Source organism: Streptomyces zinciresistens K42 (assembly GCF_000225525.1).
GTDB lineage: Bacteria > Actinomycetota > Actinomycetes > Streptomycetales > Streptomycetaceae > Streptomyces > Streptomyces zinciresistens.
Map to the genome: position 1 here is coordinate 1 of NZ_AGBF01000046.1, position 15,807 is coordinate 15,807.

Here is a 15,807-nt window from a genome sequence, read left to right on the forward strand (position 1 = left end):
AGCAGGTCCGTGAGCCCCGTGTTCGTCGGCCGCGCGGCCGAGTCGGCGGCGCTGGACGCCGCCCTCGCCCGAGCCGCGGGCGGCGAGCCCCAGGCACTCGTGATCGGCGGCGAGGCCGGAGTCGGCAAGACCCGCCTGATCGAGGAGTTCGCCACCGCCGCCGCCCGCGAGGGCGCCGTCGTCGCGGTCGGCGGCTGTGTGGAGATCGGCGCCGACGGGCTGCCCTTCGCCCCGTTCTCCACCGCGCTGCGGGCCCTGGGCCGCGCCCTGCCCGAGGAACTGGCCTCGGCCGCCGACGGCCAGGAGGAGGAACTCGCCCGGCTGCTGCCCGAGTGGTGCGAGACACCGGCGGCGGCCGCACCGGCCCACCGCTCCGACGAGGAGGGCATGGCCCGCCTCTTCGCACGCACCGCCCGCCTCCTGGAGCGGGTCGCCGCCCACCGCACGGTCGTCCTCGTCCTGGAGGACCTGCACTGGGCCGACGCCTCCACCCGCCACCTGCTCTCCTACCTCTTCCGCACCCTGCGCACCGGCCGCCTGGCCGTCCTGGCCAGCTACCGCTCCGACGACATCCACCGCCGCCACCCGCTGCGCCCGCTCCTCGCCGAACTCGACCGGCTGCGCACCGTCCGCCGGATCGAGCTCGGCCGGTTCAACCGGGCCGAGGCCGGCCGCCAGATCGCCGGCATCCTCGCCCGCGAACCCGACCCCGACCAGGTCGACGCCATCTTCGAACGCTCCGACGGCAACGCCTTCTTCGTCGAGGAACTCGCCGTCGCCGCCCGCGAGGGCAACCGCGCCGGACTCACCGACTCCCTGCGCGATCTGCTCCTCGTCCGCGTCGAGCGGCTGCCCGAGACGGCCCAGCGCGTCGCCCGCGTCGTCGCCGAGGGCGGCTCCACCGTCGGGCACCGGCTGCTCGCCGCCGTCGCCCGGCTCGCCGAGGACGACCTGATCGAGGCCCTGCGCGCCGCCGTCAACGCCAACATCCTCAGCACCGCGCCGGGCGACGACGGCTACCGCTTCCGGCACTCCCTGGTCCGCGAGGCCGTCGGCGACGATCTGCTGCCCGGCGAGCGCTCCCGCCTCAACCGCCGTTACGCCGAGGCCCTGGAGGGCGACCCGACGCTCGTCCCCGCGGGCGAGCGCGCCCTCAGGCTCGCCAGCCACTGGTACCACGCCCACGATCCCGCCAAGGCGCTGCCCGCCGTCCTGGACGCCTCCGTCACCGCCCGCCGCCGGCACGCGCACGCCGAGCAACTGCGCCTGCTGGAAAGGGCGATGGAGCTCTGGGACGCCGCCCCCGAGGAGATCCGGGCCACCCTGCGGCCCGTCGACTGCGCCGAGTCCCACCGGCCCTGCGGCTGCGACCGCGCGCACGAGCCCCCGCGCTATCTGGACCTGATGGCCGAGGCCGCCGTCGCCGGACGGCTGTGCGGCGAACGCGACCGCGCGCTGAAGATCACCAAGCGGGCCCTGCGGCTGCTGGAGGACGGCGGCGACCCCCTGCGCGCCGCCTGGTTCTGGGTGCAGCGCTCGCGGCTGATCCAGGCCCTGGCCCGCGGCGACGGCCGGCGGGAACTCGGCAGCGCCCAGGACCTGGTCCGGGGTCTGCCTCCGTCCGAGGTGCACGCCGAGGTGCTGGCCACCGCCGCCAACTGGTCGATGCTGCACGACCCCGGCCCGGACGCCGTGTCGGCCGCCGAGCGGGCCGTCGCGTACGCCCGGATGGTCGGCGCCGACGACATCGAGCAGAACGCGCGCCTCACGCTGGGCCAGCTCCTCGTCGACGCCGGGCACACCGAGACCGGACTGGCCCAGATGTACGAGGTGAGGGACGAGGTCGTGGCGCGCGGACTGACCTCCGTGGTGGGCCGCAGCCATGTCAACCTGCCCGCCGTCCTGGAGGGCGTCGGCCGCTCCGCCGAGGCGGTCGCCGTGCTCCGCGAGGGCCTGCGCCTCACCCAGGAGTGGGGCCTGCGCGACTCCGAGGCATGGGTCTGGGCGAACCTCGCCTCCTCCCTGATCTCGCGGGGCCACTGGGACGAGGCCACCGAGGCCGCCGTCAGCGCCCGGCGCATCGGCCAGTCCGCGAAACCCCGCGGCGCCGCCGCCGGCCGCCTCGCCCAACTCGCCCTCGCCCGCGGCGACATCGCCGCCGCGGCCCGCTTCCTCGGCGCCGGCCGCGCCTCCTACGGAACGCACGACCCCCAGCCGCAGAACGACCTGCGGATGTCCTGCCTCGCCCTCGGCCTGGCCGCCGCCGAGGGCCGGCTCCTCGACGCCCGCGCCGAGGCCGACCGTGTCCTCGGCGCCGGCTTCCCACCCGGCACCCACCGCCACGCCTGGCCGCTGCTGCTCGCCGCGGCCGTCGCCGAGTCCGACGCGGCCACCGCCGGACCACCCCACACGGACACCGGCCGCGCCGCCTTCCTGGAACGGCTCTTCGCGGCCGTCCGCAGGCTCACGACCGGCGCGCCCCTGTGGCTGGCGTACGAGGCGTGGACCCGCGCCGAGATCGACCGCGCCCGCGCGCGGGCCACCCCGCGGACCTGGTCGGACGTGGTGACCGCCTTCGAGGCGCTGGAGCGCCCCTACGACCTCGCCCGTGTCCGCCACCGCCTGGCCGAGGCCCTGCTCGCGCACGGCGGCGACGACGCCCGCGCCCGTGCCACCGCGCTCCTGCGGCTGACCCGCGCCACCGCCACCCACCTCGGCGCCCGCCCCCTGGCCGACGCCGCGACCCTGCTCGCCCGGCGCGGTCGGCTCGCCCTGACCGCCGCCCCGCCCCCGGCCGACCCCGCCGACGCCCTCGGTCTCACCACCCGGGAACGCGAAGTGCTGCGGCTGGTGTGTGCCGGGCGCAGCAACCGGCAGATCGCCGAGACGCTCTTCATCTCGCCGAAGACGGCGAGCGTCCACGTCTCGAACATCCTCGGCAAGCTCGGCGTCTCGGGCCGCGGAGAGGCCGCCGCCGTCGCGCACCGCACGGGGATGTTCCCGGCCGGATCGCCCACCCCGGGAACGGTGGGCTGAGGCTTACCCTGGGAAGGACGCCGCCCCGGGAGGTTCCGTGTTCAGCACGTTCGAGGAGATCTTCGCGCCGGGCCGCAAACACACCAACGACGAGCGCAGACGCCTGCACCTGACCCGTACGGACGTGGGGGACAACGACCCCGGACGCGGGCCGATAGACCTCGCGTCCGGGAAGGTCGTCATACGGGTGTCCGAGCAGCCGGGGGACGAGCCGGGCGAGGACGCCGGGAGGGACGCACCCTAGGGCCGCGGCCGGGGGCGAGCCGGTGAACCCCACCCGTCACGGCACCGGACCCGCGCTCAGGTCACCCGGAGTTCCAGGATCCGGTCGTCGCCGGCCCCGGGGTCGCCCCGGCCGTCGGTGTTGCTCGTCATCAGCCACAGCTTGTCGCCGCCCGCCGGGACGACCGTGCGCAGCCGGCCGTACTTCCCCCTGAGGAAGTCCTGCGGGTCCGCCGAGGCGGCCGTCCCGTCCAGCGGGACCCGCCACAGGCGCTGGCCCTTCAGCCCGGCCATCCAGACCGAGCCCTCCGCGAAGGCGACACCGCTGGGCGAGGCGTCGTCGGTCGCCCACTGGGCCAGCGGGTCGCGATAGCCCGGCTCGCCGGACCTGCCCTCCGCCTTCGGCCAGCCGTAGTTGCCGCCCGGCTTGACGGCGTTCAGCTCGTCCCAGGTGTCCTGGCCGAACTCCGAGGCGAACAGCCGCTGTTCGGTGTCCCAGGCCAGGCCCTGCACATTGCGGTGGCCGTAGGAGTACACCGGGGAGTCCGGGAAGGGGTTGCCCGGCGCGGGCTCGCCCTCCGGCGTCATGCGCAGGATCTTGCCGCCCAGGGACTTCCTGTCCTGCGACAGGCCCGTGTCGCCGCTCTCCCCGGTGCCCGCGTACAGCATGTTGTCCGGGCCGAAGGCGATCCGGCCGCCGTTGTGGACGTAGCCCTTCGGGATGCCCCGGAAGACGGTGTCGGGCGCGCCGAGCTGGTCGCCCGCCGCCCGCTTCTCGTCGTAGAGCACGCGCACGATGCGGTTGTCCGAGGCCGAGGTGAAGTACGCGTAGATCATGCGGTCCGCGGCGAAGTCCGGCGACAGCGCCAGCCCCAGGAGACCGCCCTCGCCCGCCGCCGAGACCCCGGGCACCGTGCCCACCTCGGTCTTGCGGCCCGACTGCCCGTCGACCCGGGTGATCGTCGCCTTGTCCCGGGAGGAGACGAGCAGATCGCCCTCGGGGAGCGGCGCCAGGCCCCAGGGCGTGTCCAGGCCCCCGGTGACCGTGCGCACCACCGTCACCGTGCCCTTGGCCGGCGGTACGTCGCCCGCGCGGCGGGTGGGCGAGTCCTCGGGCGTGCGCGGCGCGGCGCTCGCGCCCCGGTCCGGTGCTCCCCCGCCGGAGGAGCAGCCGGCCGTCAGCAGGAGGGCGCCTGCGGCCAGAACGGCCGCCACAGCTCGGAGTCGCACGATCTCGGTCCCTTCGACGCGGCGGGTACTACTGTTCTTACACCGCTCGGCCCTCACAAGTTCCCGATCCGGGCACCGCGAACCACCGACCCGGCCGCCGTCCGGCCCGCGTCCCCGGTCCGGCGGCCGTCAGTCCCACGATCCCCGCGCCCCGGGCAGCCGCGCCACCTCGGCCAGGTCCTCCCGGCTCAGCCGCAGCCCCGCGGCCACCGCGTTCTCCGCCACCCAGCGCTCCCGCTTGGCGCCGGGCAGCGCCACCACGTGCGGACCCTGCGCCAGCACCCACGCCAGGGCCACCTGCGCGGGCGTGACCCCCGCACCGTGCCGGGCCGCGATCCGCCGCAGACCCGCGACGATCGGCTGGTTCTCCGCCATCATCTCCGCGGTGAAGCGCGGGTGCCGGGCCCGGAGGTCCTCCGGCTCGAAGCCCTGGCCCGGCTTCAGGGTGCCGGTGAGGAAGCCGTTGCCCAGCGGCATCGCCGCCAGGAAGCCGATGCCGCGCTCCCCGCACCACGGCAGCAGCGTCCCCAGCGCCTCCGGCGACCACACCGACAGCTCGGCCTGCACGGCGCTCACCGGGAAGACCTGCTGCACCCGCTGGAGCTGGCGGACCGTCGCCTCGTGCGGCCGCCCGCCGGAGCGTCGGCCGCCGCGCGCGCCGATCGCGCACCACCCCAGCGCCCGTACCTTCCCTGCGCGGACCAGCTCCGCCATCGCGCCCCAGGTCTCCTCGACCGGCACCTCCGGGTCCGCGCGGTGCAACTGGTAGAGGTCTATGACGTCGGTCTGCAGGCGGCGCAGGGAGGCGTCGCAGGCCCGACGCACGTACGAGGGGCGGCCGTTGGCCACGATGTGCTGCTCGCCCACCAGCAGGCCGGCCTTGGTCGACACGAAGGCGTCCCGGCGGCGCTCCCTCAACACCCGCCCCAGCAGCAGCTCGTTGGTGAACGGGCCGTACATGTCGGCCGTGTCCAGCAGGCTCGCCCCCAGATCGAGTGCCCGGTGCACCGCCCTGACCGACTCCTCGCCCCGCTGCCGCGACGCGCTGTAGGCCCAGCTCATCGGCATGCACCCGAGTCCGACGGCTCCCACCTCCAGTGCCGCCGCGCCGATCGTCCTGCGCTCCACCTGGCCGTGACCCTCCCTCTTCCGGCACCCCAACCTAACCTCTGCGCCGGAGTGCGCCTGACATAGCCTCCGGGCATGACTGCTGATGTGTGGCTGCCCATCCCGCCGCGGGAGATCGAGGGCCTGCCCGCCGGGCCCCGCTACCACCACTGGGACGGCGCCGAGGACTTCCCCGCCGACCCCGCGGACTGCGCCTTCTACGTCGTGCCGTACATGAGGCCGCCCGCCGTCGGGCAGCGCCCGCTGTCGCGGATGCGCTCCGTGCAGGTCGTGCAGACCCTGTCCGCGGGAACCGACCACGTGGAGCCCGCCCTGCGGCAACTGCCGCCCGGCGTACGGCTGTGCAACGCGCGCGGGGTCCACGAGGCGAGCACCGCCGAACTCACGCTCACCCTGATCCTCGCCTCGCTGCGCGGCGTCCCGGACTTCGTGCGCGCCCAGGACAAGGGGGAGTGGCGCGGCGGGTTCCGGCCCGCGCTCGCCGACAAGAGCGTCCTCATCGTCGGCTACGGCTCCATCGGCGCCGCCATCGAGGACCGGCTCGCGCCCTTCGAACTGGCGCGGGTGGCGCGCGTCGCGCGCTCCGCGCGCACCACGGAGCGCGGTCCGGTGCATCCGCTCGCCGACCTGCCCGCCCTCCTTCCGCAGGCGGACGTCGTCGTCCTGTCGACCCCCCTGACCGACGCCACCCGGCACCTGGCCGACGCCGGCTTCCTGTCCCGGATGAAGGACGGCGCCCTCCTGGTCAACGTCGCCCGGGGCGCCGTCGTGGACACCGAGGCCCTGCTGACGGAGCTGGAGTCCGGGCGCCTGAGCGCGGCCCTCGACGTCACCGACCCCGAGCCGCTGCCCCCGGAGCACCCCCTGTGGCGGGCGCCGGGCGTCCTGGTCAGTCCGCACGTGGGCGGGCCGACGTCCGCGTTCCGGCCGCGCGCCGAGCGGCTGCTGACGGACCAGTTGAGCCGCTGGGTGAACCGCGAGCCCCTGCGCAACGTGATCCTTACGACGGGCGCGGCAGGCGCGTGAGGCTCACCGGCTGAGCATCGCGCGAGGGCCGCGCACGCCGCGCGCGACAGGCCCGCCATCCGCTTCGCGTACCGTCCGCCACCTTCCGGAAGCGGTCCGTGTCCGCATATGCGCTGGTCGTCACGGAGAGTAGAGATGGTATGTCCCTGAGTGACGAGACTGGTGTATCGTCCCGACAGGGGCTGCGCCGCTCACCTTCGGCGCCGGGGACGGACAAGTCAGATGTGTGAGGGGGGCGACGGGCGATGCACGGCCTATGGACGAGCGATCCGACGTGGCGGGGCCACCGGCGGCGACCCTGGGAGACGGCCGCACGCACCCGCGGCCGCACCGGCAGTCCGGGCTGCCGTCACAGCGGTCACCAGCGCAGGCAGGGCGGCCGCAAGAGGCACGCGCACACGGCGCACCGCGACCCGCGCAGGACCGGGAGGGACCGGTGACCTCGCCGCCGCCCCCCACGACCGCCCTGGACACGGCGCCGCGGGCCCGGCCCGCACCCGCTGACGGCCCGCCCCGCCGGTGGTTCGCCGGCGGCCGGGAGGGGATGATGCCCCGGATCGTGCTCGCCCTGGTCTGCGCGGGATACGCCGTCGGTTCCGCGCTCGGCTGGGGCTCGGCGCAACTGGCCCTCGTGATGGGCGACTTCGGACTGGCCGCCGCGGCGGGCGCGGCCGCCGTGTCCTGTCTGCGGTACGCGCGCAACCGCCGCATCCGCTTCCGCCCGGCCTGGCTGCTGTTCGCGCTCTCCTCGGCGATGGCGTCCCTCGGCAACCTGGTCTGGGGGTGGTACGAGGTCGTCCTGCGCCAGCCCGTGCCCAGCCCCTCCTACGCCGACCTGTTCTTCCTCTGCTTCGCGCCCCCCGCCATCGTGGGCCTGCTGGTGCTCGCCAAGCGGCCCGTGACGAAGGCCGGGTGGGTCTGCCTCGGGCTGGACGCCTGGCTGATCGGCGGCTCGCTGCTCACCCTCGCCTGGAGCCTGGCACTGGCCCAGGCGGCCAAGACCGAGGGACCGAGCGTGGCGCGCACCGCGCTCTCCCTCGCCTACCCGCTCCTGGACATCGCCCTGGTCAGCATGGTGCTGGCGCTGCACTTCAGGCGTTCCTCGGCGAACCGCACGGCGATCAACACCGCGATCGGCGCGCTCGCCCTGACCGTCATGTGCGACGCCCTGTTCACCTCGCCGCTGCTGCACAACAGCTACCGCTCCGGCCAGTTGCTCGACGCGGGCTGGTTCGCCGGATCGCTCCTCCTGGCCTACGCCCCCTGGGCCGCGTCCCGGCCGGGGCGGGCCGAGGCCGACCGGCCGGAGCCCGCGAGCCACACGCGCGTGGTGCACGAGCACGTGCCCGGACAGCGCGGGACCGCGCGCGCCCGCACCCCCGCGCAGCAGGGCGACCCCACCCGCTACCCGCTCACCCGGCCGATCGCGGGCTCCCTGGCCGCGCTCACGCCCTATCTCGCCGCCGCGGTCTGCACCCTGGGCATCCTGTACAACGTCCTCAACGGCCGCAGCGTCGACCGCGTCGTGCTCATCACCGGCGGCACCGTGGTGCTCGCCCTCGTGGTGCGCCAGGGCATCATGCTGCTCGACAACATCACCCTCACCCAGGAACTGGCGCAGAAGGAGAACCACTTCCGCTCCCTGGTGCAGGGCTCCAGCGACGTCATCATGATCGCCGCACCGAACGGCATCCTGCGCTACGTCTCCCCGGCCGCGGCCGGGGTCTACGGCCGCTCGGCCGAGGAACTGGTCGGCACAGAGCTGGCCGGCCTCATCCACCCGGAGGACCTGGGCTGCGTGGTGCACGAGGTGCGCCGCTTCCTCGCCGCCAGCCCCCTGGAGGAACCCACGACCCGCATCGAGTGCCGCTTCCGCGCGGGCGGCGCCGACGGCGGGGGAGGCTGGCTCAACGTCGAGTCGACCGTCAACCGCCACCACGGCGGCCTCATCTTCAACAGCCGCGACGTGACCGAGAGAGTGCGCCTCCAGGCCCAGCTCCAGCACAACGCCGAGCACGACCCGCTCACCGACCTGCCCAACCGCGCGCTGTTCACCCGGCGCGTGCAGCAGGCACTCTCCGGGCGGCGGGCCTCCGACCGCGGCCCCGCCCTGCGCAACACGGCCGTCCTCTTCATCGACCTGGACGGCTTCAAGGGCGTCAACGACACCATCGGGCACCAGGCCGGTGACGAACTGCTCGTGCAGGCCGCGCGCCGGCTCCAGGACGCCGTGCGCGGCGGGGACATCGCCTCGCGGCTGGGCGGTGACGAGTTCGCCGCCCTGATCACCGGGGACGGCACCCGTGAGCGCGCGGCCCGCGAGCGGCACATCCTGGAACTCGCCGACCGCCTCAGGCTGACGCTGTCCCAGCCGTACCTCATCGACGGCAACGATGTCCGGGTCAACGCCTCCATCGGCGTCGCCTTCGCCGAACCCGGCCTCGGCGCGGGGGAGCTGCTGCGCAACGCCGACCTCGCCATGTACCGCGCCAAGGCGGGGGGCAAGGGCCGCGTCGAGCTGTACAAGCCGCAGATGCAGCAGGACGTCGTCCGCAAGGCGGAGCTGGCCACGCGCCTGCGTGCCGCGCTGCACGACGGCGAGTTCGCGCTGCTGCACCAGCCGGTGGTGTCCCTGGCCGACGGCCGGATCGCCTCGGTCGCCGCCCAGGCGCGCTGGCGTTCCTCGCAGGGTGTGCTGTTCACGCCCGCCGAGTTCCTGCGGGTCGCCGAGGACAGCGACAAGACCGCCGAACTGGGCCGCTGGATGCTGCAGGAGGCCGTGGAGCAGGCCGCCGAGCGCACCGGGACCGGGCTCGCCGTGCCGGTCGCGGTCCGTGTGAGCGCCCGGCGCCTGCTGGACCGGTCGACGCCGCTCGGCTCGGTCGAGGCGCTGCTGACCCGCTTCGGACTGCCGTCCGGCTCGCTCGTCGTCGAGCTGTCCGACCTCGACCCGCGGATTCCGCTCGACGACCTGGAGCGCCGGCTGAGCGGACTGCGCCGGGCCGGCGTGCGGATCGCCCTGGACGGCTTCGGCAGCGGGTACGCGGCGATCGCCGCCCTGCGCAGACTCCCCGTCGACGTCGTCAAGCTCGACCGCGGGCTGGTCGAGGGCGTCGTCGAGTCGGCGCGGCTGCACAAGATCACCGGCGGACTGCTGCGGATCGCCGCCGATCTCGGCCTGAAGTCGGTCGCCGACGGGGTGGATCTGCCCGAACAGGCGGTCGCCCTGCGCGAGATGGGGTGCACCCACGGGCAGGGCATGGCCTTCTCCGCCCCGCTGGACGAGTACCGGCTGCGCCGGGCGCTCACCTCCGGCCGCTGTCCGGTGCCGCACGCGGCGGCCCAGCCCGCGTTCGCGGGGGGAGGCCCGGCGGTGTACCCCGGTGGGGTGCCCGCCGTCCTGGGCGGTGGCAGCGCCCTCCGCTCACATGATGAGACTCCCGTCCCACCCACTTGACACCGGGTGTGCGCCGGGGGGAGGGTCAGTGCCATGCGCACCCGAATTCTCGTACTTGGAAAGCGCGTCGGCTGAAGCTGGTGACGTCCGGACGGATCCGGAACTCCCAGCGACCCACTCCCGGCGCGCTCCCCTCGCTTGCCTTATGGCACGAGGGGTTTTTTGTTGCACAGGCACCCCCGGTGCGACACCGAAACCCCGCCCGAACCTCGCAAAAACCCTCAGCATCGAGAAGAGAATGCCGATGACCGAGCAGGCCACCGGGGCCCACCACCCGCAGCCGCGGCCCCGATCCGGAGGACACCAGTCCACCCCTGAGCACGTCACGGGTGCGCAGTCCCTCATCCGTTCGCTCGAGGAGGTCGGCGCCGACACGGTATTCGGCATTCCCGGCGGTGCGATCCTCCCCGCGTACGACCCGCTGATGGACTCCACCCGGGTCCGCCACGTCCTGGTCCGGCACGAGCAGGGCGCCGGCCACGCCGCCACCGGCTACGCGCAGGCCACCGGCAAGGTCGGTGTCTGCATGGCGACCTCCGGTCCCGGCGCCACCAACCTGGTGACCCCGATCGCCGACGCCCACATGGACTCCGTGCCGCTGGTGGCGATCACCGGCCAGGTCGCGTCCAAGGCGATCGGCACGGACGCCTTCCAGGAGGCGGACATCGTCGGCATCACGATGCCGATCACCAAGCACAACTTCCTGGTCACCAAGGCGGAGGACATCCCCCGGGTGATCGCGCAGGCGTTCCACATCGCCTCCACCGGCCGCCCGGGACCGGTCCTGGTCGACATCTCCAAGGACGCCCTCCAGGCGAAGACCACCTTCTCCTGGCCGCCCCTGATGGACCTGCCCGGCTACCGGCCCGTCACCAAGCCGCACGCCAAGCAGATCCGCGAGGCCGCCAAGCTGATCACCGCGGCCCGGCGCCCCGTCCTGTACGTCGGCGGCGGTGTCATCAAGGCCGGCGCCACCGCCGAGCTGAAGGTCCTCGCCGAACTCACCGGAGCGCCCGTCACCACCACCCTGATGGCGCTCGGCGCGTTCCCCGACAGCCACCCGCTGCACGTGGGGATGCCGGGCATGCACGGTGCGGTCACCGCCGTCACCGCGCTGCAGAAGGCCGACCTGATCGTCGCCCTCGGAGCCCGCTTCGACGACCGCGTCACCGGCAAGCTGGACAGCTTCGCCCCGTACGCCAAGATCGTCCACGCCGACATCGACCCCGCCGAGATCGGCAAGAACCGCGCCGCCGACGTGCCCATCGTCGGGGACGCCCGCGAGGTCATCGCCGACCTGGTCCAGGCCGTCCAGAAGGAGCACGCCGACGGCCACACCGGCGACTACAGCGCCTGGTGGAAGGATCTGAGCCGCTGGCGGGAGACCTACCCGCTCGGCTACGACCAGCCCGAGGACGGCTCGCTCTCCCCGCAGCAGGTCATCGAGCGCATCGGCCGGCTCGCCCCCGAGGGCACAATCTTCGCCGCGGGCGTCGGCCAGCACCAGATGTGGGCCGCGCACTTCATCCAGTACGACAAGCCCGCCACCTGGCTGAACTCCGGCGGCGCCGGGACCATGGGCTACGCCGTCCCCGCCGCCATGGGCGCCAAGGCCGGCGTCCCGGACCGGGCCGTCTGGGCGATCGACGGCGACGGCTGCTTCCAGATGACCAACCAGGAACTGACCACCTGCGCCCTGAACAACATCCCGATCAAGGTCGCCATCATCAACAACGGCGCCCTCGGGATGGTCCGCCAGTGGCAGACCCTCTTCTACAACCAGCGCTACTCCAACACCGTGCTGCACTCCGGCCCGGATGCGGACGGCAAGCAGCCGAGCGCCGGCACCCGCGTGCCCGACTTCGTGAAGCTGTCGGAGGCCATGGGCTGCCACGCGATCCGCTGCGAGGACCCCGCCGACCTCGACAAGGTCATCGAGGAGGCGAACTCCGTCAACGACCGCCCCGTCGTCGTCGACTTCATCGTCCACGAGGACGCGATGGTGTGGCCGATGGTCGCCGCCGGCACCTCCAACGACGAGATCATGGCCGCCCGGGACGTCCGCCCCGACTTCGGCGACAACGAAGACGACTGAGCGAGAGAGACGTAAAAGACCATGTCCAAGCACACGCTCTCCGTCCTGGTGGAGAACACCCCGGGCATCCTGGCCCGCATCGCCGCCCTGTTCTCCCGCCGCGGCTTCAACATCGACTCGCTCGCGGTCGGCGTCACCGAGCACCCCGACATCTCCCGCATCACCATCGTGGTGAGCGTCGCGGACCTGCCGCTGGAGCAGGTGACCAAGCAGCTCAACAAGCTCGTCAACGTGCTGAAGATCGTCGAGCTGGAGCCCGGTTCGGCCGTCCAGCGCGAACTCGTCCTCGTGAAGGTGCGCGCCGACAACGAGACCCGCTCCCAGATCGTCGAGATCGTCCAGCTCTTCCGCGCCAAGACCGTCGACGTCTCCCCGGAGGCCGTCACCATCGAGGCCACCGGCTCCAGCGACAAGCTGGAGGCGATGCTGAAGATGCTGGAGCCGTTCGGCATCAAGGAACTCGTCCAGTCCGGCACGATCGCCATCGGCCGCGGCGCCCGGTCGATCACCGACCGCTCGCTGCGCGCCCTCGACCGGTCGGCATAGCCGAGTCCGGGCGGCCGGGGGAACCGGCCGCCCGCATTCCGAGACCGAGAGACCTCCCCCACCCCCGCCGTCATACGGTGGGACGCAACACCCGCACCCAAGGAGAGAACCCAAAGTGGCCGAGCTGTTCTACGAAGCCGACGCCGACCTGTCCATCATCCAGGGCCGCAAGGTCGCGGTCATCGGCTACGGCAGCCAGGGCCACGCCCACGCGCTGTCGCTCCGCGACTCGGGTGTCGACGTCCGCGTCGGTCTGCACGAGGGCTCGAAGTCCAAGGCGAAGGCCGAGGAGCAGGGCCTGCGCGTGGTGACCCCGTCGGAGGCCGCCGCCGAGGCCGACGTCATCATGATCCTCGTCCCGGACCCGATCCAGGCCCAGGTCTACGAGGAGCACATCGCCCCGCACCTGAACGACGGCGACGCGCTGTTCTTCGGCCACGGCCTGAACATCCGCTACGGCTTCATCAAGCCCCCGGCCGGCGTCGACGTCTGCATGGTCGCCCCCAAGGGTCCGGGCCACCTGGTGCGCCGCCAGTACGAGGAGGGCCGCGGCGTCCCCTGCATCGCCGCCGTCGAGCAGGACGCCACGGGCGGCGCCTTCGCGCTGGCCCTGTCGTACGCCAAGGGCATCGGCGGCACCCGCGCCGGCGTCATCAAGACGACCTTCACCGAGGAGACCGAGACCGACCTGTTCGGTGAGCAGGCCGTCCTGTGCGGTGGCACGGCCGCGCTGGTCAAGGCGGGCTTCGAGACGCTGACCGAGGCCGGCTACCAGCCGGAGATCGCGTACTTCGAGTGCCTGCACGAGCTGAAGCTGATCGTCGACCTCATGTACGAGGGCGGCCTGGAGAAGATGCGCTGGTCGATCTCCGAGACCGCCGAGTGGGGCGACTACGTCACCGGCCCGCGGATCATCACCGACGCCACCAAGGCCGAGATGAAGAAGGTCCTCGCGGAGATCCAGGACGGCACCTTCGCCCAGGCGTGGATGGACGAGTACCACGGCGGTCTGAAGAAGTACAACGAGTACAAGCAGCAGGACGCCGAGCACCTGCTGGAGACCACCGGCAAGGAGCTGCGCAAGCTCATGAGCTGGGTGGACGAGGAGGCGTAAGCCTCAGCCGACGGGGCCGGAGCAGCGTGCTCCGGCCCCGTCGTCCTCCGCGTCCCGTCACGGACGGGTGATCCTTCCGCAGAGGCGCGGGACGACTACCGCGGCGCCACTACACTGCCGTACTACATACGCGTCAGGCCCACAGCGTCGTGCGTCTTCCACGCGGCCCAGCGACACCTGAGAAGTGCCGGCACGCTCCCCGCCGCCCTTGTCCGGCGTCGTACCCCCTCCACCGCCTGCGGCCGTCGGGACGGCCGTCCGCAATGGACATGTGAGGACTCACGTGAGCTCGAAACCCGTCGTACTCATCGCCGAAGAGCTGTCGCCCGCGACCGTGGACGCGCTCGGCCCCGACTTCGAGATCCGCCACTGCAGCGGAGCGGACCGGGCCGAACTGCTCCCGGCCATCGCCGACGTGGACGCGATCCTGATCCGCTCGGCCACCAAGGTCGACGCCGAGGCCATCGCCGCCGCGAAGAAGCTCAAGGTCGTCGCGCGCGCCGGCGTCGGCCTGGACAACGTGGACGTCGCCGCCTCCACCAAGGCCGGCGTGATGGTCGTCAACGCCCCCACCTCGAACATCGTGACCGCCGCCGAGCTGGCCTGCGGCCTCCTCGTCGCCACCGCCCGGCACATCCCGCAGGCCAACGCCGCCCTGAAGAACGGCGAGTGGAAGCGCAGCAGGTACACCGGCGTCGAGCTCGCCGAGAAGACCCTCGGTGTCGTCGGCCTCGGGCGGATCGGCGCCCTGGTCGCCCAGCGCATGTCCGGCTTCGGCATGAAGGTCGTCGCCTACGACCCCTACATCCAGCCCGCCCGCGCCGCGCAGATGGGCGTCAAGGTGCTGTCGCTCGACGAGCTGCTGGAGGTCTCCGACTTCATCACCGTCCACCTGCCGAAGACCCCCGAGACCGTCGGCCTCATCGGCGACGAGGCGCTGCGCAAGGTCAAGCCGAGCGTGCGCATCGTCAACGCCGCGCGCGGCGGGATCGTCGACGAGGAGGCGCTGTACGCCGCCCTCAAGGAGGGCCGGGTCGCCGGCGCCGGCCTCGACGTGTACGCGAAGGAGCCCTGCACGGACTCCCCGCTCTTCGAGTTCGACCAGGTCGTCGCCACCCCGCACCTCGGCGCCTCCACCGACGAGGCGCAGGAGAAGGCCGGTATCGCCGTCGCCCGCTCGGTGCGGCTCGCCCTCGCCGGTGAGCTCGTGCCCGACGCGGTGAACGTGCAGGGCGGGGTCATCGCCCAGGACGTCAAGCCGGGCCTGCCGCTCGCCGAGCGCCTCGGCCGCATCTTCACGGCGCTGGCCGGCGAGGTCGCGGTCCGCCTCGACGTCGAGGTGTACGGCGAGATCACCCAGCACGACGTGAAGGTGCTGGAGCTGTCCGCCCTCAAGGGCGTCTTCGAGGACGTCGTCGACGAGACGGTGTCCTACGTCAACGCCCCGCTGTTCGCCCAGGAGCGCGGTGTCGAGGTCCGGCTGACCACCAGCTCCGAGGCGACCGACCACCGCAACGTCGTCACCGTGCGCGGCACCCTCGGCAACGGCGAGGAGGTCGCCGTCTCCGGCACCCTGGCCGGCCCCAAGCACCTCCAGAAGATCGTCGCCGTCGGCGAGTACGACGTGGACCTCGCGCTCGCCGACCACATGGTCGTCCTGAAGTACGAGGACCGTCCGGGTGTCGTCGGCACCGTCGGCCGCGTCTTCGGCGAGGCGGGCATCAACATCGCCGGCATGCAGGTCTCGCGTGCCGTCGCCGGTGGCGAGGCGCTTGCCGTGCTGACCGTCGACGACACGGTGCCCGCCGGGGTGCTGGCCGAGGTCGCCGAGGAGATCGGCGCCACGTCGGCCCGCGCGGTCAACCTGGTCTGAGGCCGCCCGGCCCCACCGGCCCCGTAGGGGCCCCTTCCCGCCGAACGCCGGACGGGCTGGACTCCAGCCCGTCCGGCGTT

10 protein-coding genes are annotated in these 15,807 nt (G+C 73.2%); 8 read left to right on the plus strand and 2 right to left on the minus strand.

The annotated features are described in order from the left end of the window. Together SZN_RS15970 and SZN_RS15975 are read left to right on the plus strand one after the other, a co-directional pair. On the plus strand, positions 1 to 3,036 hold a 3,036-nt coding region (locus tag SZN_RS15970), incomplete at its 5' end, for a helix-turn-helix transcriptional regulator (RefSeq protein WP_007496159.1). A gap of 37 nt (positions 3,037 to 3,073) precedes the next feature. Next, entirely contained in the window at positions 3,074 to 3,280 is a 207-nt protein-coding gene (locus tag SZN_RS15975) for a DUF6191 domain-containing protein (RefSeq protein ID WP_007496161.1), read from the plus strand. A 56-nt stretch (positions 3,281 to 3,336) separates the two neighbouring features. Here SZN_RS15975 and SZN_RS15980 read toward each other — a convergent pair whose 3' ends face one another. Together SZN_RS15980 and SZN_RS15985 are read right to left on the minus strand one after the other, a co-directional pair. Then, a complete protein-coding gene (locus SZN_RS15980) occupies positions 3,337 to 4,473 on the minus strand; it encodes a PQQ-dependent sugar dehydrogenase (protein ID WP_007496163.1) in 1,137 nt (378 codons plus the stop codon). A 144-nt stretch (positions 4,474 to 4,617) separates the two neighbouring features. After that, positions 4,618 to 5,616, minus strand: coding sequence for an aldo/keto reductase (locus SZN_RS15985; RefSeq protein ID WP_007496165.1), 999 nt, complete (start codon positions 5,614 to 5,616; stop codon positions 4,618 to 4,620). A gap of 75 nt (positions 5,617 to 5,691) precedes the next feature. On the opposite strand from SZN_RS15985, the gene SZN_RS15990 reads away from it, so the two are divergent. The 6 genes from SZN_RS15990 to serA all read left to right on the plus strand — a co-directional run bounded on the left by SZN_RS15990 (position 5,692) and on the right by serA (position 15,727). Then, on the plus strand, positions 5,692 to 6,642 hold the full coding sequence (locus SZN_RS15990) for a 2-hydroxyacid dehydrogenase (protein WP_086021397.1): 951 nt from the start codon (positions 5,692 to 5,694) through the stop codon (positions 6,640 to 6,642). Positions 6,643 to 7,189: 547 nt separating this feature from the next. Further along, positions 7,190 to 10,099 (plus strand): putative bifunctional diguanylate cyclase/phosphodiesterase, encoded by a 2,910-nt coding sequence (locus SZN_RS15995; RefSeq protein WP_425274445.1) that lies wholly within the window; start codon positions 7,190 to 7,192, stop codon positions 10,097 to 10,099. 238 nt (positions 10,100 to 10,337) lie between these two features. Then, positions 10,338 to 12,194: an acetolactate synthase large subunit gene (locus SZN_RS16000; protein ID WP_043730998.1), complete on the plus strand. Its 1,857-nt coding sequence runs from the start codon at positions 10,338 to 10,340 to the stop codon at positions 12,192 to 12,194. Between the two features lie 21 nt (positions 12,195 to 12,215). Further along, positions 12,216 to 12,740, plus strand: a complete 525-nt coding sequence (ilvN, locus tag SZN_RS16005; protein ID WP_007496172.1) for an acetolactate synthase small subunit — start codon at positions 12,216 to 12,218, stop codon at positions 12,738 to 12,740. A gap of 115 nt (positions 12,741 to 12,855) precedes the next feature. Continuing rightward, a complete protein-coding gene (gene ilvC, locus SZN_RS16010; protein ID WP_007496174.1) occupies positions 12,856 to 13,854 on the plus strand; it encodes a ketol-acid reductoisomerase in 999 nt (332 codons plus the stop codon). A gap of 283 nt (positions 13,855 to 14,137) precedes the next feature. Next, positions 14,138 to 15,727: a phosphoglycerate dehydrogenase gene (serA, locus tag SZN_RS16015; RefSeq protein ID WP_007496177.1), complete on the plus strand. Its 1,590-nt coding sequence runs from the start codon at positions 14,138 to 14,140 to the stop codon at positions 15,725 to 15,727. Positions 15,728 to 15,807: the final 80 nt, after the last annotated feature.